The sequence below is a fragment of the Burkholderia sp. MSMB1459WGS genome (genome assembly GCF_001534535.1).
Taxonomy (GTDB): Bacteria; Pseudomonadota; Gammaproteobacteria; order Burkholderiales; family Burkholderiaceae; genus Burkholderia.
Genome location: NZ_LPMU01000026.1, coordinates 26682 through 41396, shown reverse-complemented (window position 1 = coordinate 41396; position 14715 = coordinate 26682). Strand labels below are relative to the sequence as shown.

The window sequence follows — 14715 nt, the reverse complement described above, 5'->3', positions numbered from 1 at the left end:
GGGGAGCTGCACGCAACGCGTACCGCTCGATCGCTATCATATACCAACGATCTCGAAAATGACCTAAGGGTTCCGTAAGGTCCTTCTTGCCCTGATTTCTGCCAAATCGCCATGAGCTTCCATCCGCTTCATCGTCCGCGTCGGATGCGCCGCGACGACTTCTCTCGCCGCCTGATGCGCGAAAACCGCCTGACCACCGACGATCTGATCTATCCGGTGTTCGTCGTCGAAGGCACCAACGAACGCCAGCCAGTCCCGTCGATGCCCGGCGTCGAGCGCGTGTCGGTCGATCTGCTGATGCACGTCGCCGAACAGTGCGTCGAACTCGGCGTGCCCGTGCTGTCGCTGTTCCCGGCCATCGAGCCGTCGTTGAAAACACCCGATGGCCGCGAAGCGGCCAATCCGGAAGGCCTGATCCCGCGCGCCGTGCGCGAGCTGAAGAAGCGCTTCCCCGAACTCGGCGTGCTGACCGACGTCGCGCTCGATCCGTACACGAGCCACGGCCAGGACGGCGTGCTCGACGAAAACGGCTACGTGATCAACGACGACACGATCGAGATCCTGGTCGACCAGGCGCGTGCGCAGGCAGAAGCCGGCGTCGACATCGTCGCGCCGTCGGACATGATGGACGGCCGCATCGGCGCGGTCCGCGAGATGCTGGAAAGCGACGGCCATATTCATACGCGGATCATGGCCTACTCGGCGAAGTTCGCATCGGCGTTCTACGGCCCGTTCCGCGATGCGGTCGGTTCGGCATCCAATCTGGGCAAGGGTAACAAGATGACCTACCAGATGGATCCGGCGAACAGCGACGAAGCGCTGCGCGAAGTGCGCCTCGACATCGACGAAGGCGCCGACATGGTGATGGTCAAGCCCGGCATGCCGTATCTCGACATCGTGCGCCGCGTGAAGGACGAGTTCCGCTTCCCGACCTACGTGTACCAGGTGAGCGGCGAGTACGCGATGCTGAAGGCGGCCGCGATGAACGGCTGGCTCGACCACGACAAGGTCGTGCTCGAATCGCTGCTCGCGTTCAAGCGTGCAGGCGCTGACGGCGTGCTCACGTACTTCGCGCTCGATGCCGCGCGTCTGCTGAAAGCGCAGCGCTGATCGCGCGCCGGCTGCACCAGCAAAAACGGCGGGACACCTCGGTGTTCCGCCGTTTTTCGTTGACCGTCGATCGAGACCGTCAGCCAGCCCGGAAGCTTCCGTTCGCCAGTTCGCGTCGGCCGGCCGCCGTCATGCCGTCGGAACGGCCGCCCGATCGAGGCTGCGCAGGAACGTGTCGGCCGCCTGATAGCCGACCACGCGGCCGATCTCGTTGCCGTGGCGATCGAAGAAGATGATGCCCGGCGGCCCGAACAGGTTGAAGCGCTTGAGCAGCGCCTGATCGTCCGGATTGTTCGCGGTGACGTCCGCGCGCACGAGGTGAAGCTGCGCGAGCCGCGCCTGCACGCGCGCGTCGGTGAACGTCAGATGCTCCATCTCCTTGCAGCTAACACACCAGTCGGCGTAGAAGTCGAGCATCACGGGCCGACCCGACGTCTTCAGCAGCGCGTCGAGTTCGCCGCTGGAGCGCACCGGGGCGAACGCCGGGCCGTCCTGCGCGGCAGCCGCGCCAGCCGCCGCCACACCGCCGGACGCCACCGTACGCGCCGCGAGCACGGCCAGCGGCTTGACGGGATCGGTCGAGCCCGCGGCCAGGCCGACGAGCAACGTCGCTGCCCAGATCGCGAACGCGGCGCCCACGCCGCGGCCCAGGCGGCGCCACACCGACGCAGCACCGGCATTCGGCGTGAACAGGCCGAGCGCCGCGGCCGCGATCAGCAGCCACAACGCCGCGAGCACCATCTTCAGCCCGGCCGCCAGCACCGGCCACACGATCCACAGCGCGGCCGCGAGCAGCACGATGCCGAAGAACACCTTGACGCCGTCCATCCACGCACCTGCGCGCGGCAGCACCGTCCCGGCCCCGACGCCGACGACCAGCAGCGGCACGCCGAGCCCCAGCCCCATCGCGAACAGCGCCGCGCCGCCGAGCCACGCATTGCCGGTGTGCGCGATGAAAGCGAGCACGGCGAACAGCGGCGCCGTCATGCACGCGCCGACGACCAGCGCCGACAACGCGCCCATTACTGCAACCGCGACGAAGTGGCCGCCCTGGCGCGCGCTCGATGCCTCGGCCGCGCCGTTCTGCCAGCGCGCCGGCAGCGCGATGTCCTTGCCCGAGATCAGCGACACCGCGAACGCGGTCAGCAGCACGCCGAACGCGCCGAGTACCCACGGGTTCTGCAGCCATGCGCCGAGGCTCTGGCCGACCAGCGCGGCCGCGATGCCGAGTACCGTGTAGACCAGCGCCATGCCGACCACGTAGGTCAGCGACAGCGCAAAGCCGCGTGCATGCGTCGCACGCGTGCCCTGGCCGATGATGATCGCGGACACGATCGGAATCATCGGGTACGAACACGGCAAGAGGCTCAGCACGACACCCGCGACGAAATAGAGTGCGACGATCGTGAAGAAGCCGTGGCCTTCGAGCAGCGACTGCGCGAAATCCGCACTCGTGACCTTGTCGAACCAGTTGCCCGCGACAGCCGTATCGCCGGACGACGATGCGGCGCCGAGCGCGGCGCCATCGACCTTCATCACGTGCTCGGCCGGCGGATAACAGATCCCTTCGTCCGCACACCCTTGCGACGTCACCGCGAGCTCGAACGGCCCGGCTGCCTGCTTCACCGGCACGTGAACGACGACTTCGTCGCGATAGGTCTCGACGTTCTTCTGGAACGTCTGGTCGAATTTCACGTGGCCGGCCGGGAATTGCGGTTCGCCGAGCGTCGCCTGACCGCTCTTCACCGCGAACGCGAACCGCTCGCGGTACATGTAATAGCCGTTGGCGATCTTGAAACGCACGTCCACTTGTCCCGGCGCTTCGCTCGCGCTGAACTTGAACGCAACCGCCGGATCGAGGAAATCGTCGGCCGCGCGCGCGACGGACAGGCCGCCCAGTACGAGCACGAACGACAACAGGACCGCAACAAACCGCAGCGCACGCACGCGCACCGAAAGCGCCATACCGTTAAACATGAAATAGACGTTGAGTTTCGCCGGTCACCCACTGGCCATACGCGGCCGATGCCGTCGCCTGCCACGAGACGATTTCGGGTGTCTCGTAAGGATGATGCGCGAGGATAAATCGCTCCAGTTCGAGCGCCCGCACGGGGCTCGTCTTGAACAGCAACTGGATCTCGTCGGCCGTTTCGACCTTGCCCTGCCAGTGATAGCGCGACTTGATCGCACCGAGCTCCGACACGCACGCGGCAAGGCGCGCGTCGAGCGCGCCGTCGGCCAGCACCGCAGCCGTCGCCGCATCGGGTACCGTCGTCAGCATCAGCACCACTATCATCCGCGCCCTCCTCACTGGTCTGCCGGCTCCTGCCGGCGCCGGCTACCCGCTCGGCGACCGCACCGGTTGCCCCGTATCGTAGCGCAGCCCGCGCGCCGCTGCCGGCACCGGCCTGCGACAATCGATCGCAGCCGGCATCTCAAAAACAAAAAGGGCCAAGCAAAACGCTCGGCCCCTTTCTGATCCTGCTGCGTACCGGAAGCTTACTCGGCTTCTTGCACGTTTTCCGTTTCGTCGACTTCCGGACGGTCGAGCAGTTCGACCAGTGCCATCGGTGCGTTGTCGCCCACCCGGAAGCCGAACTTCAGCACGCGCAGGTAGCCGCCCGGACGGTTCGCGAAACGCGGACCGAGCACGTCGAACAGCTTCGCGACCGAGTCACGATCGCGCAGGCGGTTGAACGCCAGGCGACGGTTTGCCAGCGACGGCTTCTTGCCGAGCGTGATCAGCGGCTCGACGACTTTACGGAGTTCCTTCGCCTTCGGCAGCGTCGTCTTGATGACTTCGTGCTCGATCAGCGAGTTGGACATGTTACGGAGCATAGCCAGACGGTGGCTGCTCGTGCGGTTCAGTTTCCGCAGACCATGACGATGGCGCATTTCAGTTTCCTTGATTCAAAGTTTTGGTCCAGCTCTTCTATCGCACCTCGGAGGGCGCACGGGCCGGTAACGAAAAAAAGCAAGATGCGGATTTTAAAGGAAAATCCGCATCTTTGCCAACTACGGCTATAGCCAGGCTACGACCGGGCTTACTTGTCGAGACCAGCCGGCGGCCAGTTCTCGAGCTTCATGCCCAGCGTGAGACCGCGCGAAGCGAGCACTTCCTTGATCTCGTTGAGCGACTTGCGACCGAGGTTCGGCGTCTTCAGCAGCTCGTTTTCCGTGCGCTGGATCAGGTCGCCGATGTAGTAGATGTTCTCGGCCTTCAGGCAGTTCGCCGAACGAACCGTCAGCTCGAGATCGTCCACCGGACGCAGCAGGATCGGATCGATCTGCGGTGCACGCGACGGCGCTTCGGCTGCCGTTTCCGTGCCTTCCAGCGCCGCGAACACGGACAACTGGTCGACCAGGATGCGGGCCGACTGGCGGATCGCTTCTTCCGGCGTGATCACGCCGCTCGTCTCGATGTTCATCACGAGCTTGTCGAGGTCGGTACGCTGCTCGACACGCGCGCTTTCGACAGCGTAGCTCACGCGGCGAACCGGCGAGAACGATGCGTCGAGGACGATGCGGCCGATGATCTTGGCCGTGTCTTCGCCGTAGCGACGGACGTTGCCGGGCACGTAGCCGCGACCCTTTTCGATCTTGATCTGAACGTCGAGCTTGCCGCCCTTCGACAGGTGCGCAATCACGTGATTCGGGTTGATGACTTCGCAATCGTGAGCCAGCTCGATATCGCCGGCCGTCACGACGCCTTCACCTTCCTTGCGCAGCGTAACCGTCACTTCGTCACGGTTATGCAGCTTGAACACCACGCCCTTCAGGTTCAGCAGCAGGTTGACGACGTCTTCCTGCACGCCATCCAGCGTCGAGTACTCGTGCACCACGCCTGCGATCGTGACTTCGGTCGGCGCGTAGCCCACCATCGACGACAGCAGCACGCGGCGAAGCGCATTGCCCAAGGTGTGGCCGTAACCGCGTTCGAACGGTTCCATGACCACCCTCGCGTGGTTCTCGCCCAGCGATTCCACGGCGATGATCTTGGGTTTCAGCAAACTGGTTTGCATGGGCTTTCCTTTTCAATACCCTCGGCTCGTTACACCGATAAGGCTGACCGGTAACAACCAGAAAATAAACAGCCGAGGCCCGTCCTTGCGCAACGCAATCGGGGTACCTCGGCCGTCAATCGGATTAACGCGAATACAATTCGACGATCAGGCTTTCGTTGATGTCGCCTGCGATTTCAGCGCGTTCCGGCATCTGCTTGAACGTGCCTTCGAACTTCTTCGCATCGACTGCAACCCAGCTCGGCATGCCGCCTTGCTCAGCCAGCGACAGCGCTTCGACGATACGCGCCTGCTTCTTCGCCTTTTCGCGAATCGCGACGACGTCACCTGCCTTCACTTGCTGCGACGGGACGTTTGCAACGACGCCGTTCACGGTGATCGACTTGTGGCTCACCAGCTGACGCGCTTCAGCGCGGGTCGAGCCGAAGCCCATGCGATACACGACGTTGTCGAGGCGCGACTCGAGCAGTTGCAGCAGGTTTTCACCCGTGTTGCCCTTGCGGCGATCGGCTTCAGCGAAGTAGCGACGGAACTGACGTTCCAGCACGCCGTAGATACGCTTGACCTTCTGCTTCTCGCGCAGCTGCGTACCGTAGTCGGACGTACGTGCGCCCGAGGTACGGCCGTGCTGACCCGGCTTGCTGTCGAGCTTGCACTTGTCGGCGAGCGAGCGGCGTGCGCTCTTCAGGAACAGGTCGGTGCCTTCACGGCGGGAAAGCTTGGCTTTGGGGCCGATATAACGTGCCACTTTGCATTCCTTTATCAATCAGTCACGCGGATCGAAATCCGCGCTAGTCCGCTCCCTTTGGGGCGAACGGTGGGCTTAGTCAATCAAAAGAGCAACGCCCGTCGACGCTGAGCGGCGACAGGCAATGCGCTAGCACGAACGTGCCAGCACATCCTTAGATACGACGACGCTTCGGCGGGCGGCAGCCGTTGTGCGGAATCGGGGTGACGTCCGAAATCGCGGTGATCTTGATGCCGAGGCCGTGCAGTGCGCGCACTGCCGACTCGCGACCCGGGCCCGGGCCCTTGATCCGCACTTCCAGATTCTTCACGCCGTATTCCATCGCGACGCGGCCAGCCGACTCGGCTGCGACCTGAGCAGCGAACGGCGTCGATTTGCGCGAGCCCTTGAAGCCCTGACCGCCCGACGTCGCCCATGCCAGAGCGTTGCCTTGGCGATCGGTGATCGTGATGATCGTGTTGTTGAACGACGCGTGAACGTGAACCACGCCTTCAGCGACGTTCTTCTTAACCTTCTTGCGAACGCGTTGCGCCGCGGTGTTCGAAGCCTTAGCCATTACGTTTTCCTGTAACTGTCAGTTCCGCTTACTTCTTCAGCGCTTGCGCTGCACGACGCGGACCCTTGCGGGTACGTGCGTTCGTACGCGTACGCTGACCGCGCATCGGCAGGCCCTTGCGATGACGGACGCCACGGTAGCAACCGAGGTCCATCAGGCGCTTGATGTTCATCGTCACTTCACGGCGCAGATCGCCTTCGACGACAAACTTGCCTACTTCTTCACGCAGCTTTTCCAGGTCTGCGTCGGTCAGATCCTTGACCTTCTTCGAAAAATCGACGCCAGCTGCCACGCAGATGCTGCGCGAACGGGTGCGGCCGATACCGAAGATAGCCGTCAGGCCGATCTCGGTATGCTGGTGATTCGGGATGTTAACCCCTGCGATACGAGCCATTGTTTTTCCTCAAACAAAAAGCGCAAACAAACGCGCGGTCAGCCTTGGCGCTGCTTGTGGCGCGGATCCGAGCTGCAGATCACGCGAACGACGCCTTTGCGCTTGATGATCTTGCAATTGCGGCAAATGCGCTTAACCGATGCCATCACTTTCATGATAATACCCTTTTTTCAAATCACTTCGCCCGGAACACGATCCGCGCACGAGACAGATCGTAAGGCGTCAATTCAACCGTCACCTTGTCGCCCGGCAGGATGCGGATGTAGTGCATCCGCATCTTCCCGGAAATATGCCCCAACACGACATGGCCGTTTTCCAGCTTCACGCGGAAGGTCGCATTCGGGAGGTTTTCAATTACCTCACCCTGCATCTGGATTACATCGTCTTTGGCCATAGTCCTTTTCAACGCATCGGGATGTTGCCGCCCTTGAAGTTAGCCTTCTTGAGCAGCGACTCATACTGTTGCGACATAACGTACGACTGCACCTGCGCCATAAAGTCCATCGTGACGACGACAATGATCAGCAGCGACGTTCCACCAAAATAAAACGGCACGTTCCAGCGCAGCACCAGGAATTCCGGCAGCAGACACACGAAGACGATGTAGATCGCACCGGCCAGCGTCAGACGCGTGAGGATGCGGTCGATATATCGTGCGGTCTGATCGCCCGGACGGATGCCCGGAACAAACGCGCCGCTCTTCTTCAGGTTGTCCGCGGTCTCCCTGCTGTTGAACACCAGTGCGGTGTAGAAGAAGCAGAAAAACACGATTGCCAGCGTGTACAGCAGCACGTAGACCGGCTGGCCCGGCTTCAGCGCTTCCGCAACGTTATGCAACGTATTGGAAATCCAGCTTCCTGTCGGCTGACCGGTACTGAACCAGCCGAGAATCGTTGCCGGGAACAGAATGATCGACGATGCAAAGATCGGCGGAATCACGCCCGACATGTTCAGCTTCAGCGGCAGATGCGACGACTGCCCACCGTAGATCTTGTTGCCGACCTGACGCTTCGCGTAGTTCACGAGGATCTTGCGCTGACCGCGTTCGATGAACACGACCAGGTAAGTCACCGCGGCGATCAGAACGACGATGATGATCGCCGAAATGATGCTCATCGAACCCGTACGCACCAGTTCGAACAACCCACCCACGGCATTCGGGAACCCTGCTGCGATCCCGCCGAAGATGATGATCGAGATACCGTTGCCCAGACCACGCTCGGTAATCTGCTCACCGAGCCACATCAGGAACATCGTGCCCGTAACCAGCGTCACGACCGTCGTCAGACGGAACAGCATGCCGGGATCGGTGACGAGGCCCGGCTGGTTTTCCAGCGCAGCCGCGATACCGAATGCCTGGAAGGTCGCGAGCACCACGGTGAAATACCGCGTGTACTGCGTGATCTTCCGTTGCCCTGCCTGCCCTTCCTTCTTCAGCGCCTCGAGTTGCGGCGAAACGATCGCCAGCAACTGCATGATGATCGACGCCGAGATGTACGGCATGATCCCCAGCGCAAAGATCGTGAAGCGGGAAAGCGCGCCACCCGAGAACATGTTGAACATGCCCAGGATGCCGCCCGCCTGGCTCTGGAACAGCTTAGCCAGTTGATCCGGATCGATGCCCGGCACGGGAATGTGCGCGCCGATGCGATAGACGATCAGCGCCAGGAGCAGGAACATCGCTCGCCGGCGCAGATCGCCGAATTTCGCCGTGCTTCGACCGGGTTTTGCAAGACTCGGGCTGTTAGCCAAGTACCTTCTCCGATGAATGCAAGTGACGACGCGCTACGCGTGTCACTCGGCGAACGAACCGCCAGCCGCTTCGATCGCAGCACGCGCACCCTTGGTGGCACCGAGACCCTTCACGACGATCTTGCGCTTCAGTTCGCCCGTCGCGATGATCTTTGCGCTCTTCGTCAGCTCGCCGACCAGGCCGGCTTGCTTCAGTGCGAGCAGATCGATCTCGTCGACCGGCAGCTTCTCGAGGTCGCCCAGGCGCACTTCACCGACGAATTCCTTCGTCAGCGACGTGAAGCCGCGCTTCGGCAGACGACGTTGCAGCGGCATCTGACCGCCTTCGAAACCGACTTTGTGGAAGCCGCCCGAACGCGATTTCTGACCCTTGTGACCACGGCCAGCCGTCTTGCCGAGGCCCGAACCGATGCCACGACCGACGCGACGCTTGGCGTGCTTGGCGCCAGCGGCCGGCTTCAGGTTATTCAATTCCATATCAACTCCTTGATCCGTAGGGCCGCTTACGCGATGACCTTAACGAGGTACGAGACCTTGTTGATCATGCCGCGGACCGCCGGCGTGTCCTGCAGCTCGCTAACCGAGTTGAGTCGGCGCAGGCCCAGGCCACGCACGGTTGCGCGGTGCGATTCGCGGGTCCCGATCAGGCTCTTGACGAGCTGAACCTTGACAGTTTTTTCAGACATGGTGACCACCCGGGCTTAGCCCAAAATATCTTCGACGGACTTGCCGCGCTTCGCCGCGATGTCTGCCGGGGTCGACTGCTTGCGCAGACCGTCCAGCGTGGCGCGAACGAGGTTGTACGGGTTCGTCGAACCGTGGCTCTTCGCCACGACGTTCTGAACGCCCATCACGTCGAACACTGCGCGCATCGGGCCGCCGGCGATCACGCCCGTACCTGCCTTCGCCGGAGCGAGGAGGACAGCGGATGCGCCATGCTTGCCGTGCACTTCGTGCTGCAGCGTGCCGTTCTTGAGCGGCACCTTGAACATGTTGCGGCGAGCTTGTTCCATTGCCTTCTGGACAGCAACCGGCACTTCCTTCGCCTTGCCCTTGCCCATACCGATGCGGCCATCGCCGTCGCCAACCACGGTCAGTGCGGCGAAGCCGAGAATACGGCCACCCTTCACGACCTTGGTCACGCGATTGACCGAAATCATCTTTTCGCGAAGGCCGTCGTCGCGCTCGTCAGCCTGAACTTTCGCTTGCATCTTTGCCATGACGAATTCCTTCCTTAGAACTTGAGCCCAGCTTCGCGAGCTGCCTCAGCCAGCGCCTTGACGCGGCCGTGGTAGCGGAAGCCCGAGCGGTCGAAGGCGACGGATTCGATGCCGGCAGCCTTTGCCTTCTCGGCAATACGCTTGCCGATCAGCGTCGCAGCATTGACGTTGCCGCCCTTGCCCGACTTGTCGGCCAGTTCTGCGCGCACTTCTGCTTCGAGCGTCGACGCGCTGGCGAGCACCTTGGTGCCGCACGGCGAGAACACTTGAGCGTAGATGTGCGTGTTCGTGCGATGCACGGCGAGACGCGCGACCTGCAGCTCAGCGATCTTGATACGCGTCTGGCGAGCGCGGCGCAGGCGAGATTGAGTCTTATCCATGATTGCGCACCCTTACTTCTTCTTCGTTTCTTTGAGGATCACAACCTCGTCGGCATAACGCACGCCCTTGCCCTTGTAGGGCTCCGGCGGACGGTAACCGCGAACTTCCGCAGCCACTTGACCGACTTGTTGCTTGTTGATCCCCTTGATCACGATTTCGGTTTGCGTCGGGGTTTCAGCCTTGACGCCTTCCGGCATCTGGTGCACCACCGGGTGCGAGAAACCCAGCGACAGGTTCAGCTTGTCGCCTTGCGCTTGCGCACGGTAACCGACGCCAACCAGCGTCAGCTTGCGCTCGAAACCCTTGGTCACGCCGTGCACGGCATTCGCGATGATCGCGCGCATCGTGCCCGACAGTGCATTTGCTTCGCGGCTTTCGTCGACCGGCGACAGATTCAGCGTGCCGTCGTTGTTCGCCACGTTCACGAGCGGATTGATCGCTTGCGTGATGGTGCCCAGCGGGCCCTTGACGGTGATTGCACCGTCGGCCAGCTTGACTTCCGCGCCTTGCAGCGCGATCGGGCTTTTACCTACTCGAGACATGTTTCTCTCTCCTCGGCTTTAAGCGACGTAGCAGATGACTTCGCCGCCGACGCCGGTAGCGCGCGCCTTGCGGTCGGTCATCACGCCCTTCGGCGTCGACACGATTGCCACACCGAGGCCATTCATGACCTGCGGAATGTCGTTACGGCCGCGATACACGCGCAGACCAGGCTTCGACACGCGCTCAAGGCGTTCGATGACCGGGCGACCTGCGTAGTACTTCAGCGCGATATTCAGTTCGGACTTCGCACCTTCCGCCTTCACGGCGAAATCGTCGATATAACCTTCGTCCTTCAGGACTTGCGCGATTGCAACCTTGACCTTCGACGAGGGCATCGCGACCGATACCTTCTCGACCATCTGCGCGTTGCGGATGCGAGTCAGCATATCGGCGATAGGATCACTCATGCTCATTTACGTTTCTCCTATTACCAGCTCGCCTTGGTCAGGCCAGGAATCTCGCCACGGAATGCGATTTCACGAATCTTGTTACGCGCGAGGCCGAATTTACGGAACGTGCCACGCGGACGGCCCGTGATCGCGCAGCGGTTACGCTGGCGGGTCGGGTTTGCGTTGCGGGGCAGTTGCTGCAGCTCCAGGCGTGCTTCGTAGCGCTCTTCTTCCGACTTGCTTTGGTCTTCGACGATCGCCTTCAGCGCTTCGCGCTTTGCTGCGAACTTCGCGACCAGGCGGGCGCGCTTCTTTTCACGTTCGATCAGTGCCAGTTTAGCCACGGTAACCTCAGTTTCTGAACGGGAACTTGAAGCTGGCGAGCAGAGCCTTTGCTTCGTCGTCGGTCTTCGCAGTCGTCGTGATGCTGATGTTCAGCCCACGCAGTGCGTCGATCTTGTCGTAATCGATTTCGGGGAAAATGATCTGCTCTTTCACACCGATGTTGTAGTTGCCACGGCCATCGAAAGCACGACCCGACACGCCGCGGAAGTCACGCACGCGGGGCAGGGCAACCGTCACGAAACGGTCGAGGAATTCGTACATCGCGCGGCCACGCAGCGTCACCATCGCGCCGATGGGGTAACCCTGGCGGATCTTGAAGCCTGCGATTGCCTTGCGGGCCTTCGTGACGACCGGCTTCTGGCCGGCGATCTTCGTGAGGTCGCCAACGGCGTTCTCGATGATCTTCTTGTCAGCGATCGCTTCGCCAAGACCCATGTTCAGCGTGATCTTGGTGATGCGCGGCACTTCCATGACCGACTTGTAACCGAACTTCTCGATCAGGCCGGGCACAACCTTTTCTTTGTAAAACTCTTGAAAACGAGCCATTTTTTACTCCGCTGCGTCAGGCGCTCAGTACGGCACCGGTCGTCTTCAGGAAGCGAACCTTCTTGCCTTCCTCGACCTTGATGCCAACACGCGACGCCTTGCCATTCGCGTCGACCAGTGCGACGTTCGAAATATGCAGGGGCATCGTCTTCGCTTCCACGCCGCCCGTCGTACCCTTCATCGGGTTCGGCTTCACATGCTTCTTGACGAGGTTGATACCTTCAACCGTCACATGTTCAGCACCGACAGCCAGCACGACGCCGCGCTTGCCCTTGTCCTTGCCAGTGACGACGATGACTTCGTCACCTTTGCGAATCTTGTTCATCGCGACTCCTTACAGCACTTCCGGCGCCAGCGAAACGATCTTCATGAATCGTTCGCTACGCAGCTCACGCGTCACCGGCCCGAAGATACGGGTGCCGATCGGCTCGAGCTTGTTATTCAAAAGCACAGCGGCGTTGCCGTCGAACTTGATCAGCGAGCCGTCTTGACGGCGCACGCCCTTGGCGGTGCGGACCACCACGGCGTTGTAAATTTCGCCTTTCTTCACGCGCCCGCGCGGCGTTGCCTCTTTGACGCTCACCTTGATGATGTCGCCAATGCCGGCATAACGACGCTTCGAGCCGCCGAGCACCTTGATGCACAGGACTTCACGTGCACCCGTGTTGTCGGCTACTTCGAGCCGAGATTCGGTCTGGATCATGGTTTGTCTTTCCCAACTTAATCCGGATGCACCACCATGATGCATTCGGTCAGTCTTGGTCCCGTCAGCCAATCGGCTGCTTGGGTTGGAACAGCAGCGACGGCAAACGAAACCCGCCATCGCAATTCGGTGAATCTTTCGGACAGGCAGGCGCCAGTCCGCTTCCCCCACCAACTTCGCCCGCGACGGGGCTCCCATAAAGAGGGAAGACCGGGATTATAACAAATAATCCCGGTCACGCAAGCAAAAACTTTGCGATTTCAAGCACTTCGTGGAGAAGTGCCCGTTACTGCCTACTGCGCTGCCCGCTTAGATGACGCGAGCGGCTTCGACGAGGCGCGACACCGTCCAGGCCTTCGTCTTCGAAACAGGACGCGTTTCCTGGATTTCGACGAGATCGCCTTCGTTGTAGGTGTTCGCTTCATCGTGCGCGTGGTACTTCTTCGAACGCACGACATACTTGCCGTAGATCGGATGCTTGACGCGGTGCTCGATCAGCACGGTGACGGTCTTGTCCATCTTGTTGCTGACGACCCGACCGACCAGCGTCCGCTTCAGCGAGGTTTTCACGCTATCGTTCATTTCTGGTTCGCCTTCTGAGTCATGACGGTCCGCACACGTGCGATGTCGCGACGAACCTTCTTCAGCTGGCTCGTGTTCGTGAGCTGCTGGGTCGCGAGTTGCATGCGCAGGCCGAATTGCGCCTTCAGCAGGTCCGCCAGCTCCTTGTTGAGCGCGGCCTGGTCTTTCTGGAGAAGTTCGGAAGCCTTCATGTTTTCTCCTTAGGCGCCGAGCTGGCGCACGATGAATGCCGTCTTGAGCGGCAGCTTGGCTGCAGCCAGACGGAACGCTTCGCGTGCCAGTTCTTCGGTTACGCCGTCCATTTCATAGAGCATCTTGCCCGGCTGAATCTCGGCGACGTAGTACTCCGGGTTACCCTTACCGTTACCCATACGCACTTCGGCCGGCTTCTGCGAAATCGGCTTGTCCGGGAAGATCCGGATCCAGATGCGGCCGCCACGCTTGATGTGACGCGTCATTGCACGACGCGCCGCTTCAATTTGACGTGCGGTCAAACGACCGCGACCGATCGCCTTCAGGCCGAATTCACCGAACGACACTGCGTTGCCGCGCGTCGCCTTGCCGGTGTTACGACCCTTCTGCTCTTTACGATACTTTCTGCGTTTCGGTTGCAGCATCGTTATTCTCCAGTCTTGCCGTCTTCGGGCTTGCCGGCGCCACGGCGCGGTGCGCCACGACGAGCACCCGGAGCGCCGCCTTCGCCGTCACGGCGCGGACGACGGTCGCCCGGACGCGCATTGCGACGCGGACGCTTGTCTTCGGCTACTTCTTCCACCACCGGTGCATCGTTGCGGCCGAGCGTATCGCCCTTGTAGACCCACACCTTGACACCGATGATCCCGTAAGTCGTCTTCGCTTCCGAAGTCGCGTAGTCGATATCAGCACGCAGCGTGTGAAGCGGCACGCGACCTTCGCGATACCACTCCGTACGAGCGATTTCGATACCGTTCAGACGGCCTGCGCTCATGATCTTGATGCCTTGGGCACCCAGACGCATCGCGTTCTGCATCGCACGCTTCATCGCGCGACGGAACATGATCCGGCGCTCGAGCTGTTGCGTGATCGAGTCAGCGATCAGCTGAGCATCGGTTTCCGGCTTGCGGATTTCCTCGATGTTGACGTGAACCGGCACGCCCATGCGGCGTTGCAGTTCCGTCTTCAGCTGTTCGATGTCCTCGCCCTTCTTGCCGATGACCACGCCCGGACGCGAGCTGTAAATCGTGATGCGCGCGTTCTTCGCCGGACGCTCGATGACCACCCGACCGACCGAAGCGTTCTTCAGCTTCTTCTTCAGGTATTCACGAACACCGATGTCTTCCTGCAGCATCGCCGCGAAATTGTTGTTGTTCGCGTACCAACGCGAAGCCCAATTGCGGCTGACAGCCAGGCGGAAGCCAGTCGGATGAATTTTCTGTCCCATCGTA

The 14715-nt window shown here is 61.4% G+C and carries 25 protein-coding genes; 1 reads left to right on the top strand and 24 read right to left on the bottom strand.

The features are described from left to right. The first annotated feature begins 111 nt into the window (after positions 1-111). On the top strand, positions 112-1110 hold the full coding sequence (gene hemB / locus WT97_RS11840; RefSeq protein ID WP_034209736.1) for a porphobilinogen synthase: 999 nt from the start codon (positions 112-114) through the stop codon (positions 1108-1110). A gap of 129 nt (positions 1111-1239) precedes the next feature. Here the strand turns inward: hemB and dsbD are convergent, their stop codons facing one another. From dsbD to rpsC, 24 genes are all read right to left on the bottom strand, one after another. After that, on the bottom strand, positions 1240-3087 hold the full coding sequence (dsbD, locus tag WT97_RS11835) for a protein-disulfide reductase DsbD (protein ID WP_060353509.1): 1848 nt from the start codon (positions 3085-3087) through the stop codon (positions 1240-1242). Then, positions 3080-3406, bottom strand: coding sequence for a divalent-cation tolerance protein CutA (cutA, locus tag WT97_RS11830; protein ID WP_059499772.1), 327 nt, complete (start codon positions 3404-3406; stop codon positions 3080-3082). The genes dsbD and cutA overlap by 8 nt, the downstream gene beginning before the upstream one ends. Before the next feature lie 203 nt (positions 3407-3609). Then, positions 3610-4005, bottom strand: coding sequence for a 50S ribosomal protein L17 (rplQ, locus tag WT97_RS11825; protein ID WP_006477175.1), 396 nt, complete (start codon positions 4003-4005; stop codon positions 3610-3612). Between the two features lie 149 nt (positions 4006-4154). Then, on the bottom strand, positions 4155-5132 hold the full coding sequence (locus WT97_RS11820) for a DNA-directed RNA polymerase subunit alpha (protein WP_006477176.1): 978 nt from the start codon (positions 5130-5132) through the stop codon (positions 4155-4157). Positions 5133-5256: 124 nt separating this feature from the next. Continuing rightward, positions 5257-5880, bottom strand: coding sequence for a 30S ribosomal protein S4 (rpsD, locus tag WT97_RS11815; protein WP_006477177.1), 624 nt, complete (start codon positions 5878-5880; stop codon positions 5257-5259). 154 nt (positions 5881-6034) lie between these two features. Then, entirely contained in the window at positions 6035-6436 is a 402-nt protein-coding gene (gene rpsK, locus WT97_RS11810) for a 30S ribosomal protein S11 (RefSeq protein ID WP_004197937.1), read from the bottom strand. Between the two features lie 28 nt (positions 6437-6464). Further along, positions 6465-6830, bottom strand: coding sequence for a 30S ribosomal protein S13 (gene rpsM / locus WT97_RS11805; protein ID WP_006400641.1), 366 nt, complete (start codon positions 6828-6830; stop codon positions 6465-6467). A 38-nt stretch (positions 6831-6868) separates the two neighbouring features. Next, positions 6869-6985 (bottom strand): 50S ribosomal protein L36, encoded by a 117-nt coding sequence (gene rpmJ, locus WT97_RS11800; RefSeq protein WP_004199844.1) that lies wholly within the window; start codon positions 6983-6985, stop codon positions 6869-6871. Positions 6986-7005: 20 nt separating this feature from the next. Continuing rightward, positions 7006-7224 (bottom strand): translation initiation factor IF-1, encoded by a 219-nt coding sequence (gene infA, locus WT97_RS11795; RefSeq protein WP_004521905.1) that lies wholly within the window; start codon positions 7222-7224, stop codon positions 7006-7008. An 8-nt stretch (positions 7225-7232) separates the two neighbouring features. Next, positions 7233-8582: a preprotein translocase subunit SecY gene (gene secY / locus WT97_RS11790; protein WP_006482915.1), complete on the bottom strand. Its 1350-nt coding sequence runs from the start codon at positions 8580-8582 to the stop codon at positions 7233-7235. A 42-nt stretch (positions 8583-8624) separates the two neighbouring features. Continuing rightward, on the bottom strand, positions 8625-9059 hold the full coding sequence (gene rplO / locus WT97_RS11785) for a 50S ribosomal protein L15 (protein ID WP_006482880.1): 435 nt from the start codon (positions 9057-9059) through the stop codon (positions 8625-8627). Between the two features lie 26 nt (positions 9060-9085). Next, the gene (rpmD, locus tag WT97_RS11780) at positions 9086-9268 is read right to left on the bottom strand and encodes a 50S ribosomal protein L30 (protein ID WP_006400644.1); all 183 of its coding nucleotides are present in this window, start codon (positions 9266-9268) and stop codon (positions 9086-9088) included. 15 nt (positions 9269-9283) lie between these two features. Further along, complete coding sequence (gene rpsE, locus WT97_RS11775) at positions 9284-9802, bottom strand: 30S ribosomal protein S5 (RefSeq protein WP_006752931.1); 519 nt, start codon at positions 9800-9802, stop codon at positions 9284-9286. Between the two features lie 14 nt (positions 9803-9816). After that, complete coding sequence (gene rplR, locus WT97_RS11770; protein ID WP_006477183.1) at positions 9817-10182, bottom strand: 50S ribosomal protein L18; 366 nt, start codon at positions 10180-10182, stop codon at positions 9817-9819. Positions 10183-10194: 12 nt separating this feature from the next. Continuing rightward, entirely contained in the window at positions 10195-10725 is a 531-nt protein-coding gene (gene rplF / locus WT97_RS11765; protein ID WP_006477184.1) for a 50S ribosomal protein L6, read from the bottom strand. A gap of 18 nt (positions 10726-10743) precedes the next feature. Then, the gene (rpsH, locus tag WT97_RS11760; RefSeq protein ID WP_006477185.1) at positions 10744-11139 is read right to left on the bottom strand and encodes a 30S ribosomal protein S8; all 396 of its coding nucleotides are present in this window, start codon (positions 11137-11139) and stop codon (positions 10744-10746) included. 14 nt (positions 11140-11153) lie between these two features. Continuing rightward, positions 11154-11459, bottom strand: a complete 306-nt coding sequence (gene rpsN, locus WT97_RS11755) for a 30S ribosomal protein S14 (protein WP_006482884.1) — start codon at positions 11457-11459, stop codon at positions 11154-11156. A 7-nt stretch (positions 11460-11466) separates the two neighbouring features. Then, the gene (gene rplE / locus WT97_RS11750) at positions 11467-12006 is read right to left on the bottom strand and encodes a 50S ribosomal protein L5 (protein WP_006482882.1); all 540 of its coding nucleotides are present in this window, start codon (positions 12004-12006) and stop codon (positions 11467-11469) included. A gap of 16 nt (positions 12007-12022) precedes the next feature. Further along, positions 12023-12331: a 50S ribosomal protein L24 gene (gene rplX / locus WT97_RS11745; RefSeq protein ID WP_006477187.1), complete on the bottom strand. Its 309-nt coding sequence runs from the start codon at positions 12329-12331 to the stop codon at positions 12023-12025. 9 nt (positions 12332-12340) lie between these two features. Beyond that, positions 12341-12709, bottom strand: coding sequence for a 50S ribosomal protein L14 (gene rplN / locus WT97_RS11740; protein WP_006482918.1), 369 nt, complete (start codon positions 12707-12709; stop codon positions 12341-12343). Positions 12710-13018: 309 nt separating this feature from the next. Further along, a complete protein-coding gene (gene rpsQ / locus WT97_RS11735; RefSeq protein ID WP_006477189.1) occupies positions 13019-13291 on the bottom strand; it encodes a 30S ribosomal protein S17 in 273 nt (90 codons plus the stop codon). Further along, positions 13288-13482, bottom strand: a complete 195-nt coding sequence (rpmC, locus tag WT97_RS11730; protein WP_006400652.1) for a 50S ribosomal protein L29 — start codon at positions 13480-13482, stop codon at positions 13288-13290. Before rpmC ends, rpsQ begins: the two co-directional genes overlap by 4 nt. A gap of 9 nt (positions 13483-13491) precedes the next feature. Continuing rightward, complete coding sequence (gene rplP, locus WT97_RS11725; RefSeq protein WP_006482873.1) at positions 13492-13908, bottom strand: 50S ribosomal protein L16; 417 nt, start codon at positions 13906-13908, stop codon at positions 13492-13494. Between the two features lie 2 nt (positions 13909-13910). Then, entirely contained in the window at positions 13911-14711 is an 801-nt protein-coding gene (rpsC, locus tag WT97_RS11720; protein ID WP_006482899.1) for a 30S ribosomal protein S3, read from the bottom strand. Positions 14712-14715 lie beyond the last annotated feature (4 nt).